We start from the raw sequence: 15660 nt of genomic DNA on the forward strand, positions 1-15660 counted from the left end.
CCGACTGGCTCGCCGGAGCCAGCCGCTACAGCGCGGTCGGCAGCGCTCCGCGGGCCGCCTCGTACGCCGCACCCACCCGGTAGAGCCGGTCGTCGGCCAGCGCAGGCGCCATGATCTGCAGGCCCACCGGCAGACCGTCGTCGGGAGACAACCCCGACGGCACCGACATGCCGCAGTGCCCGGCCAGATTCAGCGGCAGCGTGCACAGGTCGAACAGATACATCGCGAGTGGGTCGTCGACCTTCTCCCCCAGCGGGAACGCCGTTGTCGGCGTCGCCGGCGACACCAGCACGTCGACATTGCGGTACGCCTCGTCGAGGTCGCGGGCGATCAGCGTGCGGACCTTCTGCGCCTGGTTGTAGTAGGCGTCGTAGTAGCCCGCCGACAGCGCGTAGGTGCCGATCATGATGCGGCGCTTGACTTCCGGTCCGAATCCCGCGGCCCGGGTCAGCGCCATCACCTCCTCGGCACTGTGCGTCCCGTCGTCGCCCACCCGCAATCCGTAACGCATCGCGTCGAAGCGGGCCAGGTTCGACGACACCTCCGAAGGCAGGATCAGGTAGTAGGCCGCCAGCGAGTGGTCGAAGTGCGGGCAGTCGACCTCGGTCACCTCGGCGCCCAGCGCGGTCAGCTGCTCCACCGCCGCGTTGAACGACGCCAGCACGCCCGGCTGGTAGCCGTCGCCGCGCAACTGGCGCACCACTCCCACGCGCACACCGGACAGGTCGCCGTCCGCGCCGGCCCGCGCCGCGGCGACCACGTCCGGCACGTCGGCCGTCACCGACGTCGAGTCCTTCGGGTCGTGCCCGGCGATCACCTCGTGCAGCAGAGCGGTGTCGAGCACCGTTCGGGCACACGGCCCGCCCTGGTCCAGCGATGACGCGCAGGCGATCAAGCCGTACCGCGACACCGTTCCGTAGGTCGGCTTCACCCCGACGGTCGCGGTCAGCGCGGCGGGCTGACGGATGGAACCGCCGGTGTCGGTGCCGATGGCCAGCGGCGCCTGGAACGCCGCGAGCGCGGCGGCGCTGCCCCCGCCCGAACCACCGGGAACGCGGTCGACGTCCCACGGGTTGCGGGTCGGACCGTACGCGGAGTTCTCCGTCGAGCTGCCCATCGCGAACTCGTCCATGTTGGTCTTGCCGACGATCGGGATGCCCGCCGCCCGCAACCGTGTGGTGACCGTCGCGTCGTAGGGCGAACGCCAGCCCTCGAGGATGCGCGAGCCGCAGGTGGTGGGCATGTCGGTGGTGGTGAACACGTCCTTGAGCGCCAGCGGCACCCCGGCCAGCGCCGACGGCAGCTTCTCCCCGGCCGCGACGGCCTCGTCGACCCGGGCGGCGGCCGCCAGCGCCGCGTCCTGCGCCACGTGCAGGAACGCGTGATAGCGCTCGTCGGTCGCGGCGATCTGATCCAGGCACGCCCTGGTGACCTCGGTGGAGGACACCTCCCCGGCGGCGATACGCCCGGCCAGGGTGGCGGCGTCGAGGCGGGTCAGCTCGCTGCTCACTCCGGCTCCCCCAGGATCCGCGGGACGGCGAAGCGGCCGTCGACGGCGTGCGGGGCCGCGGAGAGCGCCTCGTCCTGCGTCAGGCACGGCTCGACGGTGTCGGGGCGCATGACGTTGACGTCGGTCAGCGGATTGCCGGTGGGCTCGACACCGGTGACGTCCACCGCCTGGATCTTGCCGACGTGGCCGAGGATCGCGTCCAGCTGGCCGGCGAAACCGTCGAGTTCGTCATCGGTGAGCGCCAACCGGGCCAAACGGGCCAGGTGGGCAACCTCGTCTCGGGAGATCTGCGACACGACTGAACAGCCTAGTCACGGCGGGTCGGGCCGGTCCGGGGGGCAGGCACGCGGCAGGCGGGACCGCGCCCGCTGTGTCACAGTGTCAGCCGTGCCTTCGTATCTCCTGCGGGTCCAGTTGGCCGACCGGCCGGGCAGTCTCGGCTCGCTGGCGGTCGCACTGGGCTCGGTGGGCGCCGACATCCTGTCCCTCGACGTCGTCGAGCGCGCCTCCGGATACGCGATCGACGACCTGGTGGTCGACCTGCCCGCAGGGGCGATGCCGGACATGTTGATCACGGCCGCGGAGAACCTCAACGGCGTCTACGTCGACAGCATCCGCCCGCACACCGGCCTGCTGGAGGCGCATCGCGAACTGGAGCTGATCGACCACATCGCCGCCGCACCGAGCCGCGACGGCAAGCTGCAGGTACTGGCCGACGAGGCACCCAAGGTGCTGCGCGTCGGGTGGTGCACCGTGGTGCGCTCGACCGCCGCCGGGATCGAGCGGATCGTCGGCAGCGCCTCGGCCCCGGAGACGCAGGCGGGGTCCGCGCCGTGGCTGCCGCTCGAGCGCGCCGCCGCGCTGGACGGCGCGGCCGACTGGGTGCCGCAGGTGTGGCGCGACATGGACACCACGCTGGCCGCGGCGCCGCTGAGCGAACCGCACTGCGCGGTCGTGCTCGGCCGCCCCGGCGGGCCGCTGTTCCGGCCGTCGGAGGTGGCCCGGCTGGGTTATCTGGCCGGCATCGTGGCGACCATCCTGCGCTGAGCGGGCGTCAGTCCCAGCTCGTCATCAACTGTTCGGTGTCGGCGCCCAGCTCCGCCACATCCACCCCCGAGTCGGCGTTGAACCGGACGTCGTCGATCCGCTCGAGAAGCGGTGCCGCATGGGCGAGTTCACCACGCGCGATATCACCGGTGTGCACGAACTGCGCCGCGATGCCGGTCCGCACGAACAGGAAACTCCGCACCACCCGGGCGAGTTCGGCGCCGGCCTCAGCCGCCGACAGCTCGCCACGGCGGTGCCGATCGGTGATCGCGCGGGCCGACCGCACGAACCGGCGTTGGGTCAGGCGCCGATGCAGATCCCGCACGACCGGGATGCGCCGCAGCCGGTCCGGCGGGAGCGTCCACAGCACCACAGCCGTCCACCAGAGCAGCACGGTGACGGCGAGGACGGCCGCCAGCAGCAGCCAGCCCGTCGAGTACGGCAGTGGGCCGCCGACGAACCGCAGCAGGTCCTCACCCGGCACGGCGGTACGCCTCGGTCACCGCGGTGAGCTTCGCGCGCACGTCGGCGCTGCCCGTGATCCGGGCGAACGGCACACCGCGCGTGGTCATCGTCTCGACCAGTGCGCCGAGGCGGCGGCGCTCGGCCTTGCGGTAGGCGGCAAGCACCCGCGGGCCCAGGCTGTGGCCGTCGAGTACCACCCGTCCGGTCGCCACGTCGACGCCCTCGTGCCCGCCGTCGGCGGGGCCACCCACAGCGGGCATGTCCGAGATCATCAGCCACAGCACGTCATGGCGGCCAGCGAGTCGGCGAACCAACTCGTCGAGGCGGGGGCTGACCTCCGGCTCGTCGGAGATCACCACGAGCAGCACCGGTCGCCGGAGGTGGCGGGCGACGTACTCCAGTTGGCAGGTGATGTCGCTGATGCCGACGTCGCCGCGGCTGTGCAGGTAGAACTGCTCGATCAGGCCCTCGATGTGCGGTTCGCCGCGGCCGCTGCGCATGTGCTGCGAGCCGCGGGCGTCGCCGTAGACCAGGCCCACCTCGTCGGAGCGGCGCAACGCGATCAGGCCGATCGCACCCATCGCCACCGCCGCGACGTCGCGTTTGAGCTCACCGCCGGGGGCGAGCGCCGACATGTTGCGGCCCGCGTCGGCCACCAGCAGGATCTTGTGGTGCTTCTCGGTGACGAATCGCTTGACCAGCACCGAGCCCGCCCTCGCGGTCGCCCGCCAGTCGATGTCGCGGATCTCGTCACCGGGGACGTACGGTCGCAGGTCGTCGAATTCCATTGTCCGCGTGTGCAACAGGGCGTAGTGACCGCCCTCGAGCATTCCCCGGGTGTCGGAGCCGAAGTATTGTTTGGCCCGATTGAGGTGCCTGCCCATGACGGACTCAGGGCACCCGGACGGACTGCATCACGGCGTCGACGACGGTCTCGGTGGTGACACCGGCGCTGACGGCCTCGAAGCCGAGGACGAGCCGGTGGCGCAGCACGCGATGCGCGAGGTCGCGGATGTCGTCGGGCAGTACATGGTTACGGCCGGCCAGCAACGCCAGTGCCCGCGCCGACCGGCAGAACGCGATCGTCGCGCGGGGACTCGCGCCGTACTCGACGAGCCGGGCGAGCTGCGGGGTGAGGAACTCGTCGGGGTTGCGGGTGGCGTACACCAGCCGGCTCACGTAGTGGACGAGCTTCGGGTCGAGATGCACCCGGGCGGCGACCTGCTGGATCATCCGCATCTCGTCGAGTGTGATGACCGGCGGGGTGGTGTGCGCGCGGTCGTAGACCCCGGCGTCGATCCGGAACATCACCTCCGCCTCCTCCTGGGGCGTCGGGTAGCGCAGCACCTCTTTCAGCATGAACCGGTCGGTCTGGGCCTCCGAGAGCGGGTAGGTGCCCTCCTGGTCGACGGGGTTCTGGGTGGCGATCACCAGGAACGGCTCCGGAATCGGGTAGAGCTGTCCGGCGATGGTGGTTTGCCGCTCCTCCATCGCCTCGAGCATCGCGCTCTGCGTCTTGGCGCTCGACCGGTTGATCTCGTCGAGCACCACGATGTTGGTGTGCACCGGACCCAGCTGTGTCACAAAGGAACTGGTGGCCGAGTCGTAGATCTGGGTGCCGATGATGTCGCTGGGCAGCAGGTCCGGTGTGCACTGGATCCGCTGGAATCCTCCGGAGATGGACTCGGCGACGACGCGGGCCGCGGTGGTCTTGGCCAGTCCGGGAACGCCTTCGAGCAGGATGTGGCCGCCGGTGAGCAGGCCGATCAGCAGGGTCTCGCGGAGATTCTCCTGGCCGACGACCTTGGCCGAGAACGCCTCGGCGATGCCGGCCACCACGCGGCGGGTCCGGTCCAGCTGCTCGACGTCGGACGGGCTGCTCGTGGTCATCGGGGTCAGAGTAGCCGTCCGCCGGTTCCCCAAACATCGCCACGCAGCGGCAGCAAACGGCGATCGGTGCGGCGGCCCTGCTCAGACGGCGTCGGGGCCGCCCTCGAGCAGCCGGCTGAAGCCGTCCTCGTCGAGCACCGGCACCCCGAGTTCGACGGCCTTGTCGAATTTCGAACCGGGCGCGTCGCCGGCGACGACGTAGGCCGTCTTCTTCGACACCGAACCGGCGGCCTTCCCGCCGCGGGCGATGATCGCCTCCTTGGCCTCGTCGCGGGAGTACCGGGTGAGCGATCCGGTGACGACGATCGACAACCCCTCCAGCGTGCGGGCGATGCGGGCGTCGCGCTCGTCGGCCATCCGGACCCCGGCATCGCGCCACTTCTCGACGATGGCGCAGTGCCAGTCGACGGTGAACCACTCCTTGACCGCGGCGGCGATGGTCGGCCCGACCCCCTCGGTGGCGGCCAGCTCCTCCTCCGAGGCCTCGATGACGGCGTCCAGGCTGCCGAACTCGGTGGCCAGCGCCCGGGCGGCGGTGGGGCCGACGTGCCGGATCGACAGCGCGACCAGCACCCGCCACAGCGGTTGACTCTTGGCTCTGTCCAAATTGGCCAGCAGCCGGCGGCCGTTGGCCGACACCTCGCCGGCCTTGGTGGTGAACAGCTCGGTGCGCAGCAGGTCGTCGGCGGTGAGCGTGAAGAGGTCACCCTCGTCGGTGATGACCTCTGATTGCAGCAGCGCGATGCCCGCCTCGTACCCGAGGCCCTCGATGTCGAACGCGCCGCGGCCCGCGACGTGGAACACCCGCTCACGCAGCTGTGCCGGGCAGGTCCGCGCGTTCGGGCAGCGGATGTCGGCGTCGCCTTCCTTGGCCGGCGCCAGTTCGGTGCCGCATTCCGGGCAGTGCGTGGGCATCACGAACTCGCGCTCCGAGCCGTCGCGCAGGTCGACCACCGGGCCGAGCACCTCGGGGATGACGTCACCGGCCTTGCGGATGACGACGGTGTCGCCGATCAGCACTCCCTTTCGCTTCACCTCCGACGCGTTGTGCAGCGTGGCGAGCCCGACCGTGGAACCCGCCACCTTCACCGGCTCCATGTAGGCGAACGGCGTGACGCGGCCGGTGCGGCCGACGTTGACGCGGATGTCGAGCAGCTTGGTCTGCGCCTCCTCGGGCGGGTACTTGTAGGCGATCGCCCAGCGCGGCGCCCGTGACGTCGCCCCGAGCCGGCGCTGCAGCGACACCTCGTCGACCTTGACCACCAGGCCGTCGATCTCGTGCTCGACGTCGTGGCGGTGCTCGCCCCAGTACGCGACACGCTCGGTCACCGCGTCGACACCCTGCACCCGGGTGGTGTGGTCGGACACTGGCAGCCCCCACGCCTGCAGCGCCCGGTAGGCGTCGTGCAGCGTCGTGGGTGTGAAGCCCTCGACCCGACCGAGGCCGTGGCAGATCATCCGCAGCCGGCGCCGCGCCGTCACGGCCGGATTCTTCTGCCGCAGTGAGCCCGCCGCGCTGTTGCGGGGGTTGGCGAACGGCGGCTTGCCCTCGGCTACCAGGCCGGCGTTGAGGTCCTCGAAGTCGGCCAGCCGGAAGAACACCTCGCCGCGCACCTCGAGCACCGTGGGCAGCGGGAATTCCTCGGTGGCGGTGAGCCGCTCGGGCACGTCGTCGATGGTGCGGGCATTGAGTGTGACGTCCTCGCCGGTGCGGCCGTCGCCGCGGGTGGCGGCGCGTTCGAGCTTGCCGTCGCGGTAGACCAGGGCCAGTGCCACACCGTCGATCTTGAGCTCGCACAGGAAGTGCGCGTCCTCGCCGATCTCGCCCTTGAGGCGCGCCGCCCAGGCCCCGAGCTCGTCAGGGGTGAACACGTTGTCCAGGCTCAGCATGCGCTCGAGGTGCTCGGCCGAGGTGAAGTCGGTGGCGAAGCCGGCCCCGCCGACCAGCTGCGTCGGCGAGTCGGGGGTTCTCAGTTCGGGATGGGTGTCCTCGAGTGCCTGCAGCCGGCGCAGCAGCGTGTCGAACTCCGCGTCGGTGATGATCGGCGCGTCTTTGACGTAGTAGCGGAACTGATGCGCGCGCACCTCGTCGGCGAGTTCCTGCCACGCCCGTCGCACGTCGGCGTCCGGCGCCTCCTCGGCCTGTTCGGCCAGCGCCGACTCGGCGTCTTTCGAGCTCACCTACGCAGGTTATCGAAGCGCTGTGACAGAGGCTCCGGAGCGCTTAGCCTGACGGGCATGCCGCACCCGATCATGTTCCGCGAGGGCGATCCCGGACTGGCGGAAGTGCGTGAGATCGCGCTGGGTTACCCGGAGGCCTACGAGAAGGTGTCTCACGGCCGTCCCGGCTTCTTCGTGTCGAAGATGTTCGCGATGTACGGCGGCAGCACCAAGGAGAGCGGCTCGATGGAGACCGTTGCGCACTGCGTGATGGTCAAGGTCGACGAATCCGACCACGAGGCGCTGCTGCAGGACGACCGGTTCTTCTTCCCGGCCTACATGGGCCCGTCGGGCTGGCTCGGACTGGATTTCAGCAGGGCCGACGTCGACTGGGACGAGGTGCGCGAACTCGTCGACGCGTCGTACCGATTGGTGGCGGGCAGGAAGCAGCTCAAGCTCCTCGACGGACTCTGACCGGCCGCGCCGCCGGGCGTGGTTCGATGGCAGGCACCATGAGTTTCGCGAGCCCTTACCCCGACGTCCACATCCCCACCACGAGCCTGTACGACTACCTGTTCGCCGACCTGTCCGAGGCCGATGCGCAGCGGGTCGCGCTCGTCGACGCCGCACCCGGCACCGAGATCAGCTACGGCGAGATGCTCAGCCGCATCGACGCGTTCGCGGGCGCACTGGCCGATCGCGGCATCGGCGTCGGCGACGTGGTCGCGCTGCTCGCCCCGAACAGCTCGGCCTTCGCGATAGCGTTCCACGGCATCCTGCGGGCCGGCGCGACGGCCACCACCGTCAACGCGCTGTTCACCGCCAAGGACGTCGCCAAGCAGCTGACCGATTCGGGCGCGCGGCTGCTGGTCACCGTCGGCCTGCTGCTGCCCCAGGCGGCCGAGGCCGCCGAGGCGGTCGGCCTGCCCGCCGACCGGCTGGTGGTGCTCGACGGCCCCGGCCTGGCCGCCGACGGCCACCCCAACGCCGACGACCTGCTCGGCCCCGGCCACCCCGCTCCGGACGTCAGCTTCGACCCCGCCACCCACCTCGCGGTACTGCCCTACAGCTCCGGCACCACGGGAAACCCCAAGGGCGTCATGCTGACTCACCGCAACCTTGCCGCCAACGTCGCGCAGATCCGTCCGGTGCAGGGCATGACGGCCGACGACCGGATCCTGGCCGTGCTGCCGTTCTTCCACATCTACGGCATGACGGTGCTGCTCGACGCGGCGCTGCACGCCAGGGCGCGGCTGGTGATCATGCCGAAGTTCGACCTCGGCGACTTCCTGCGCAACATCGCCGAACACCGCTGCACGTTCGCGTTCATCGCGCCGCCGGTGGCCGTCGCGCTGGCCAAGCACCCGATGATCGACGATTACGACCTGTCGAGCCTGCGCGGGATCATGTCCGGCGCCGCACCGCTGGACGCCGACCTCGGCCGCGCGGTCGCCGAGCGACTGGACTGCGCGGTGGTGCAGGGCTACGGCATGAGTGAGCTCAGCCCGGTCAGCCACGTCACCCCGTTCGACGGCGGCACCGAACTGGTGGGCGCGGTCGCGCCGCTGAGTTCGAGCGGCTGGACCGTGCCCAATTCCGAGAGCAGGATCGTCGACGGCGAGACCGGGAATGAGATCGGCCCTCCCGCAGAAGGTCTGAGCGCCACCGGCGAGCTGTGGTTCCGTGGGCCCAACGTGATGGCGGGCTACCTGAACAACGAGAAGGCCACCGCCGAGACCATCGACGACGACGGCTTCCTGCACACCGGCGACCTGGCGCAGGTGGACTCGAACGGCTGCGTGTACATCGTCGACCGGCTCAAGGAGCTGATCAAGTACAAGGGCTACCAGGTGCCGCCCGCCGAACTCGAGGCGGTGCTGCTGAGCCATCCGTCGATCGCGGACGCGGCGGTGATCGGCGTCAACGACGCCGAGGGCGAAGAGGTGCCCAAGGCGTTCGTCGTCGCGCAGTCGGACGCCGAGCTGACCGAGGACGACGTGATGGAGTTCGTCGCCGGTCAGGTGGCGCCGTACAAGAAGGTGCGGATGGTCGAGTTCATCGACGCGATACCGAAATCCGCGTCGGGCAAGATCCTGCGGAAGGACCTGCGCCGCTAGTCGTCCTCGACGTGGGCGCGCAACCGCTCGATCGCGCGGTCCCACCGGCTCGACAGCGCCGTCAGGTAGTCGCTGGCCTCGGCGAGCGGCTCGGGCCGCATGCGCCAGATCCGCTCGCGGCCCTGCCGGTGACTGCTCACCAGACCCACCGCCTCCAGCTGCAGCAGATGCTTGGTGGCGGCCTGCCTGGTCACCGGGATCACCTGCGTCACCTCGGATGTCGAGCACGGGCCGCCGTCGCAGAGCCGGATGACGATCCGCAGCCGGTTCGCGTCGCCGAGCGCGTCGAACAGCGGTGCGGTCGCCTCGACGGTGGTACTCACACCTTTTCGTCCAGCGCCAGGTACTTGCCGATCAGCTCGGCCTGCAGTCCCCAGCCCTCGCTGTTGGCCTCGAAGGCCGAGGCGCGGCGCGCGGCCGGAACGGCGTCGAAGCCGGACTCGACGATACGCAGCAGCACACCGCCGTCAGCCTCGGTGAGGGTGAACTCCACCAGGGTCGTCGGTTCGGCGGAGTAGTCGGCGCCCGGCTCGACGGCATAGGGATGCCACCGGAATGCCAACCGGCGCTTGGGTTCGACCGCGACCACCTGCCAGCTGTCGGCCTGCCCGGCGTACGGCTCCTGCATGGTGGCCACCCGGTCGTCCACGGCCGTCGGCGTCATGACGCCGGTGACGGCCGCACCCTCGACGAACGGCCCGTCGAAGCGCACCCCGAACCAGCGGCCGAACTCGTCGGCGTCGCTGATCGCGCGCCAGACCCGCTCCAGCGGGGCGCGCAGCAGTACTTCCTTCTCGATACGATCGGTATTCATATGCAACCTCCTGGTTGCTTCTCACGCTAGCAATCATCGCCGGGAAAGGCAACCATCTGGTTGCGCCTTCGAGGTGTCAGACAGCTGCGGCGTCGACCGCCAGGACGTCGGCGGCCTTCTGCGCCAGTCCCACGGCCGTGCGCGCCCACTCCGGCGTCGACCCGGCCAGACCGCATGCGGGGGTGATGCCGATCCGCTCGGCGATCACGGACCGTGCGAACCCGAGCCGGTCGGTCAGTGTCACCGCGGCCTTCGCGATGTCCTCGGCCGTTGTCGGCGCGCTCGGGGACGCCGACGGCACGACGCCCAGCAGCACGGCGCGGCCGCTGTCGACGAATTCACCGACACCGTCGAGGTCGCCGACGGTGAGTGTCGTTCTGTCGACAGAGATGGCGTGAAGAGCGCTGCGCAGGAACAGTTTCCATGGCAGGTCGGGGGCACAGCTGTGCAGCGCGACGTCGCCGCCGACCGTGGCCACGCACTCGTCGAGCAGGGCGGTGGCCACCGGCTCGTCGACCGGGTGCACCGGGCTGAAACTGGTGACGCCGGTGAGGCGGCCCGCCAGCGCGGCGGGCAGCAGGGGTTCGTCGAACTGCACCACCACCGGGGTGCCGAGGCGCCGCTGCAGTTCTGCGCGATGGCCCGCCACCCCTTCGGCGAGTGAGGAGGTCAGATCGCGTACCGCACCCGGGTCGGTGATCGCGCGATGTCCGCCGGGCAGCTCCAGTTCCGCCGACAGGGTGATCGGCCCGGGCGCCTGCACCTTCACCGTGCGACCGGAGCCGGCCAATCCGGCTTTCTCCCAGGCCTCCTCGAGTGCGTCGACGTCCTCGGCGAGCAGGCTGACTGCACGGCGTCGCGCCGTGCTGCGGCCATGGGCGATGCGGTATCCGCGCGGCACGATGTCGATGCCGATGTCGACCAGCAGCGCCCCCGCCCGGCCGATCATGTCGGCGCCGACCCCGCGCGACGGCAGCTCGACGAGGTGCGGCAGCGTGTGCAGCTCCCCCACCACCACCTCGGCGGCCTGACGCGCGTCGGCGCCGGGCCAGGATCCGATACCGGTCGCACCGGCGAAAACGCTCACCCGTTTGACGATATGCGACGGGGTTAACCTCATGGCGACGGAAGGGGTCGCGATGAGCGCTCGCGCGAAGAGCGCTCTGGCCCGGTCGCTCGTGCTGTGCGGCGCGGCCGTGCTCATGGCGGGGTGCGCCCACACCGTCGGCGGGACGGCGGTGCGGCCGGTGCCCGGCATCGACGACGATTCACGCTCATCCGTCGACGTGGACACGGTGCTGCTCGAACAGTCGCAGATGCGCGCCATCACGGGCGCCGGCGAGGACCTGACGATCATCCCGTCGATGGACGGCAAGTTCCCGGTCGACATCGAGGCGCTGCTGCCGACGGTCCCGCCGCAGTGCGGATGGGTCTACGCCGAGACGCAGACGTTCGGACCCGACGTCGAGGAGTTCCACAAGACGACGTTCCAGAATCCGCCCGAGGGTGGGCTCATCTCGCAGGGCGCCGCCGGCTACCGCGATCCGGTGACGGCCCGCCGCGCCTTCGACGGCCTCGTCGCGCACATCGACCGCTGCGACGGCACCGGCGCCGGGCCGTCGATCGTCGGCGACTGGACGGCGTCCGATGATGCGGCACAGACCCGGCCCGGCGGGTGCGGCCGCGACTACCGCCTCAAGTCGGTGGTGCTGGTCGAGGTGACGTTCTGCAGTTTCCCGGACTCGGTGCCCGACATCGTGATGACCAACATCCTGGCCAGGATCCGCGAGTAGCTCCGCCGGGCTGTCAGTCGCTTCCCGCGAACGACGTGACGAGCACGTCGAGGCGCTCCGCATCGTGGCCGGGGCGTAGCCGGCCGGCGCGGGTCAGGGTGACCAGTCCGTGCAGCCCGGCCCAGAACGCCTCGGTGAGCGCGTCCGCGTCCTGCCCACCGGTAACCACGGCGAGCGCCTGCTGAAGCTCGGTGAAGGCCGCCGTCAGCTGCGGCGGGGTGTCCTGGGCGGCGAATTGCAGGGTGGTCGCACGGGTGAACATCACGTCGTAGAGGGCCGGGTTGTCGCGGGCGAAGCCGGCGTAGGCGTAGGAGATCCGGGAAAGGACGTCACCGGCCGCGCCGGGGCCGGTGCGGGCGGCGCGGAGCACCTCGACCAACTCGCCGAACCCGTCGAGGGCGACGGCCTCGGCGATCTGTTCCATGCCGCTGAAGTGCTTGTACAGCACCGGCTGGCTGTACTCGATCTCGGCGGACAGGCGACGTGTGGTGACGGCGTCCCAGCCCTCGGCCTCGGCCAGCCTGCGGGCCGTGGAGACGATCAGCTGTCGACGGGCGGCCCGCTCGCGCTCGCGGCGATCTTCGATCGGCATACCGCATGCTATCACCGCTAGATCTTCTAGCGCCGCTATTGACTCGCCGAGTTGAGCAGGGTTAGCGTTGCTAACACCTACCGGAGCGGGGAGTCCCCGATATGTCCTTGGACCTCATCACCAGTGCCGCCGCACTCATCGCGGTGCTCGGCACCGCGGTGGTCTACGGCACCGACGTGTTCTGCGCGATCGTGCTTCGGCCTGCCCTGGCCGCGGTCGACGACGGCGCCCTCGTCGCGGTGACCGGACACGTGCACCGCTACGGCGACCGGCGGATGCCGGTGCCTGGAGTGCTCGGGATCCTCGGCGCCGCGGCCACCATGGTGCTGGCCGCAGTGGCCGCACACTGGGCACAGGCGATCGCGGCGGCCGTCGCGCTGATCCTGCTGTCGGTCTGGCTCGTGCTGTACCTCCGGGTGAGCGCACCTATCAACCGGCGACTGACGGCGGCCGCCGATGCCGGGCGGCCGCTACCGGACGGGCGAATGCTGCAGGCACGGTGGGACCGGATCATCGGCGCCCGCGCCGCGCTGCAAGGTATGGCATTGGCCGCCCTGTGCATCGCGCTGATGACATGACACCCCTCGATGTCGTTCTCCGCATTCGCTCTCAGCACCAGGAGTCTCCATCATGACCGTCACCGTCGCCTATGTGCTCGCCGGACTCATCGCCGCGGCCATCATCGTCATCGGCGCGCGGTTCCTCGTCGCGCCGCGTGCCGCCGCCGCCGGCTACGGGGTGGAACCAGATCTGGATCAGCGTCACGCCGGCGCCTATCTGAGCGTCAAGGGCGTTCGTGACATCGCCTCGGGACTGTTCGTCGCAATCCTCATCGCCGCGGGTGCCACGCACCTGCTCGGCTGGGTGCTGTTGGCCGCCACGATCATCCCGATCGCCGACACGGCCATCGTGCTCGCCAATGGCGGTCCGAAGTCGATCGCCTGGGGAGTCCACGGTGTCACCGCCGCCGTCATGGTGGCGACGTCGGCGCTGCTGCTGATCTCCTAGCCGCGCAGCGTGGCGCTGCCGAGCACCTCGTCGCCGTCGGGATCGGGGCGGTAGAGCACCATCGTCTGTCCCGGCGCGACACCGCGCAGCGGGGCACGCAGCTCGACCGTGAGCAGTCCGTCCACCAGCGCCGCGACCCCGTCGGCGACGCCGCCGTGCGCCCGCACCTGCACCGCGCACTCCACCGGGCCGTCCGGCGCCGATCCGCTGGTGAACACCGGCCGCTCGCCGGTCAGCCGCCACACGTCCAGATCGGCCCTGTCGCCGACGCGGACCGTCCCGCTGGCGGCGTCGATCTCCGTCACGTAGCGCGGCCGCCCGTCCGGGCCGGGTCCGGCGATGCCGAGGCCCTTGCGCTGTCCGACGGTGAAGCCGTGCACACCTTCGTGTTCGGCCAGCACGGCGCCACCGGAGTCGACGACCGCTCCGCGCCGTACGCCGATTCGGGCGCCCAGGAACGCCCGGGTGTCGCCGGACGGGATGAAGCAGATGTCGTGACTGTCGGGCTTGTCGGCGACGGCCAGGCCGCGGCGGGCGGCCTCCTCGCGGATCTGCCCCTTCGGGGTGTCACCGATCGGGAACAGCGCGTGGCGCAATTGACCGGCAGTGAGCACACCGAGGACGTAGGACTGATCCTTCTCGTGGTCGACGGCGCGCCGCAGCCTGCCCTCCGACAGCCGCGCATAGTGCCCGGTCGCGACGGCATCGAAGCCCAGCGCAAGGGCGCGGGCCGCCAGCGCGGAGAACTTGATCTTCTCGTTGCACCGCACGCACGGGTTCGGTGTCTCGCCGCGGGCGTAGGACGCCACGAAGTCGTCGATCACGTCCTCTTTGAAGCGGTCCGCGAAATCCCAGACGTAGAAGGGGATGTCGAGGACGTCGGCGACCCGCCGGGCATCGCCGGCATCCTCTTTCGAGCAGCATCCGCGCGATCCGGTGCGCAGCGTGCCGGGCGCGGCCGACAGCGCCAGGTGCACACCCACGACGTCGTGGCCGGCGTCGACCATCCGGGCGGCGGCGACCGAGGAGTCGACACCGCCGCTCATCGCGACCAGGACTCGCATCTACTCCAGCACCCCTGAACTGGCCAGCGCCGCCTGGCGCGCGCGTTCCACCGCCGCGGGCAGGACCGCAAGCGCGGCGTCGACATCGGCGTCGGTGCTGGTGTGTCCCAGCGAGAGCCGCAGCGATCCGCGGGCATTCACCGGGTCGACACCCATCGCGACAAGCACATGCGAGGGCTGGGCCACCCCGGCGGTGCAGGCCGAGCCGGTCGAGCACTCGATTTCCTTGGCGTCCAACAACATCAGCAGCGAGTCGCCTTCACATCCACGGAAGGTGAAGTGCGTGTTGCCGGGCAGCCGGCCGCCGTCGCGGGCGCCGTTGAGGTAGACGTCGTCGATGCCGGAGAGCACGCCGTCGATCAGCCGGTCGCGCAGCTGCTGCACGCGCATACTGGTGACGGCCATCCCCTCGATCGCGATCCGGGCCGCGGCCGCCATCGCCACCGCACCCGCGACATCCGGTGTGCCCGAACGCACGTCGCGCTCCTGGCCACCGCCGTGCAGCAGCGGGACGCAGGCGGTGTCGCGGCGCAGCAGCAGTGCGCCGACACCGGTGGGGCCGCCGAACTTGTGGGCCGCCACACTCATCGCCGACAGGCCGCTGGCGGCGAAGTCGACCGGGATCTGCCCGACGGCCTGGATCGCGTCGCTGTGCATCGGGACGTCGAATTCGGCGGCCACCGCGGCCAGTTCGGGCACCGGCAGGATGGTGCCGACCTCGTTGTTGGCCCACATCACCGAAACCAGCGCGACGTCGCCGCCGTCCTGCAGCGCCGTCCGCAGCGCGGCGGGCGTCACCGAACCGTCCGGCTCTACCGGCAACCAGGTCACCTCGGCGCCTTCGTGCTCGGCGAGCCACTCCACCGCGTCGAGCACGGCGTGGTGCTCGACCGGGGTGGTGATGATGCGGCGGCGCCGCGGATCGGCGTCGCGGCGGGCCCAGTAGATGCCCTTGACGCCGAGGTTGTCGCTCTCGGTGCCGCCAGCGGTGAAGATCACCTCGGACGGGCGGGCGCCCAGCAGGTGGGCCAGCGCCTCTCGCGCCTCCTCCATCCGCCTGCGGGCCAGCCGGCCGGTGCCGTGCAGCGACGACGCGTTACCGACTGTCGCCAGTACAGCGGTCATCGCCTCGATGGCGGCGGGATGCATCGGGGTGGTGGCGGCGTGGTCGAGATAGACCGGCTCGGACATAACCGTTCA

At 70.7% G+C, this 15660-nt stretch carries 18 protein-coding genes; 6 read left to right on the forward strand and 12 right to left on the reverse strand.

Translation table 11 applies throughout. The features are described from left to right. Window positions 1–25: 25 nt before the first annotated feature. Window positions 26–1510: an Asp-tRNA(Asn)/Glu-tRNA(Gln) amidotransferase subunit GatA gene (gatA, locus tag O6P37_RS16275; RefSeq protein ID WP_269895058.1), complete on the reverse strand. Its 1485-nt coding sequence runs from the start codon at window positions 1508–1510 to the stop codon at window positions 26–28. Continuing rightward, entirely contained in the window at window positions 1507–1806 is a 300-nt protein-coding gene (gene gatC, locus O6P37_RS16280; RefSeq protein WP_264011956.1) for an Asp-tRNA(Asn)/Glu-tRNA(Gln) amidotransferase subunit GatC, read from the reverse strand. Before gatC ends, gatA begins: the two co-directional genes overlap by 4 nt. A 91-nt stretch (window positions 1807–1897) precedes the next feature. Here gatC and O6P37_RS16285 point away from each other — a divergent pair, with 91 nt between their 5' ends. Then, window positions 1898–2557, forward strand: a complete 660-nt coding sequence (locus tag O6P37_RS16285; protein ID WP_264011957.1) for an ACT domain-containing protein — start codon at window positions 1898–1900, stop codon at window positions 2555–2557. A gap of 7 nt (window positions 2558–2564) precedes the next feature. On the opposite strand, the gene O6P37_RS16290 is transcribed toward O6P37_RS16285, so the two are convergent. The 4 genes from O6P37_RS16290 to ligA form a co-directional block, all read right to left on the reverse strand. After that, window positions 2565–3041: a hypothetical protein gene (locus tag O6P37_RS16290; RefSeq protein ID WP_269895059.1), complete on the reverse strand. Its 477-nt coding sequence runs from the start codon at window positions 3039–3041 to the stop codon at window positions 2565–2567. Continuing rightward, window positions 3031–3906, reverse strand: a complete 876-nt coding sequence (locus O6P37_RS16295; protein ID WP_269895060.1) for a DUF58 domain-containing protein — start codon at window positions 3904–3906, stop codon at window positions 3031–3033. Before O6P37_RS16295 ends, O6P37_RS16290 begins: the two co-directional genes overlap by 11 nt. A 7-nt stretch (window positions 3907–3913) precedes the next feature. After that, entirely contained in the window at window positions 3914–4912 is a 999-nt protein-coding gene (locus tag O6P37_RS16300) for an AAA family ATPase (RefSeq protein WP_269895061.1), read from the reverse strand. Between the two features lie 81 nt (window positions 4913–4993). After that, window positions 4994–7066, reverse strand: a complete 2073-nt coding sequence (gene ligA, locus O6P37_RS16305) for an NAD-dependent DNA ligase LigA (RefSeq protein ID WP_408633191.1) — start codon at window positions 7064–7066, stop codon at window positions 4994–4996. A gap of 84 nt (window positions 7067–7150) precedes the next feature. Between ligA and O6P37_RS16310 the strand changes: the two genes are divergently transcribed. Together O6P37_RS16310 and O6P37_RS16315 are read left to right on the forward strand one after the other, a co-directional pair. Beyond that, the gene (locus O6P37_RS16310) at window positions 7151–7546 is read left to right on the forward strand and encodes an MmcQ/YjbR family DNA-binding protein (protein ID WP_269895063.1); all 396 of its coding nucleotides are present in this window, start codon (window positions 7151–7153) and stop codon (window positions 7544–7546) included. Between the two features lie 38 nt (window positions 7547–7584). After that, window positions 7585–9189 (forward strand): 4-coumarate--CoA ligase family protein, encoded by a 1605-nt coding sequence (locus tag O6P37_RS16315; protein WP_269895064.1) that lies wholly within the window; start codon window positions 7585–7587, stop codon window positions 9187–9189. Here O6P37_RS16315 and O6P37_RS16320 read toward each other — a convergent pair. From O6P37_RS16320 to O6P37_RS16330, 3 genes are all read right to left on the reverse strand, one after another. Beyond that, window positions 9186–9512: an ArsR/SmtB family transcription factor gene (locus O6P37_RS16320; RefSeq protein ID WP_264011964.1), complete on the reverse strand. Its 327-nt coding sequence runs from the start codon at window positions 9510–9512 to the stop codon at window positions 9186–9188. The genes O6P37_RS16315 and O6P37_RS16320 overlap by 4 nt on opposite strands. Beyond that, window positions 9509–10003: an SRPBCC family protein gene (locus O6P37_RS16325; protein WP_269895065.1), complete on the reverse strand. Its 495-nt coding sequence runs from the start codon at window positions 10001–10003 to the stop codon at window positions 9509–9511. Before O6P37_RS16325 ends, O6P37_RS16320 begins: the two co-directional genes overlap by 4 nt. A 76-nt stretch (window positions 10004–10079) precedes the next feature. Continuing rightward, window positions 10080–11090 carry a uroporphyrinogen decarboxylase/cobalamine-independent methonine synthase family protein gene (locus O6P37_RS16330; RefSeq protein WP_269895066.1) on the reverse strand — a complete coding sequence of 337 codons (1011 nt, stop codon included), beginning with the start codon at window positions 11088–11090 and terminating at the stop codon, window positions 10080–10082. A gap of 52 nt (window positions 11091–11142) precedes the next feature. Here O6P37_RS16330 and O6P37_RS16335 point away from each other — a divergent pair, with 52 nt between their 5' ends. Continuing rightward, window positions 11143–11796, forward strand: coding sequence for a sensor domain-containing protein (locus O6P37_RS16335; RefSeq protein ID WP_269895067.1), 654 nt, complete (start codon window positions 11143–11145; stop codon window positions 11794–11796). Between the two features lie 13 nt (window positions 11797–11809). On the opposite strand, the gene O6P37_RS16340 is transcribed toward O6P37_RS16335, so the two are convergent. Next, entirely contained in the window at window positions 11810–12388 is a 579-nt protein-coding gene (locus O6P37_RS16340; protein ID WP_269895068.1) for a TetR/AcrR family transcriptional regulator, read from the reverse strand. A gap of 101 nt (window positions 12389–12489) precedes the next feature. On the opposite strand from O6P37_RS16340, the gene O6P37_RS16345 reads away from it, so the two are divergent. Both O6P37_RS16345 and O6P37_RS16350 read left to right on the forward strand, forming a co-directional pair. Beyond that, a complete protein-coding gene (locus tag O6P37_RS16345) occupies window positions 12490–12966 on the forward strand; it encodes a DUF1772 domain-containing protein (RefSeq protein ID WP_269895069.1) in 477 nt (158 codons plus the stop codon). A gap of 52 nt (window positions 12967–13018) precedes the next feature. After that, window positions 13019–13396: a DUF4267 domain-containing protein gene (locus tag O6P37_RS16350; RefSeq protein ID WP_269895070.1), complete on the forward strand. Its 378-nt coding sequence runs from the start codon at window positions 13019–13021 to the stop codon at window positions 13394–13396. Here the strand turns inward: O6P37_RS16350 and mnmA are convergent. Together mnmA and O6P37_RS16360 are read right to left on the reverse strand one after the other, a co-directional pair. Further along, the gene (mnmA, locus tag O6P37_RS16355; RefSeq protein ID WP_269895071.1) at window positions 13393–14460 is read right to left on the reverse strand and encodes a tRNA 2-thiouridine(34) synthase MnmA; all 1068 of its coding nucleotides are present in this window, start codon (window positions 14458–14460) and stop codon (window positions 13393–13395) included. The genes O6P37_RS16350 and mnmA overlap by 4 nt on opposite strands. Beyond that, window positions 14461–15651 carry a cysteine desulfurase family protein gene (locus O6P37_RS16360; protein WP_269895072.1) on the reverse strand — a complete coding sequence of 397 codons (1191 nt, stop codon included), beginning with the start codon at window positions 15649–15651 and terminating at the stop codon, window positions 14461–14463. It lies immediately after the preceding gene. Window positions 15652–15660 lie beyond the last annotated feature (9 nt).

The sequence above is a fragment of the Mycobacterium hippophais genome (genome assembly GCF_027529605.1).
GTDB classification, from domain to species: Bacteria; Actinomycetota; Actinomycetes; order Mycobacteriales; family Mycobacteriaceae; genus Mycobacterium; species Mycobacterium arseniciresistens.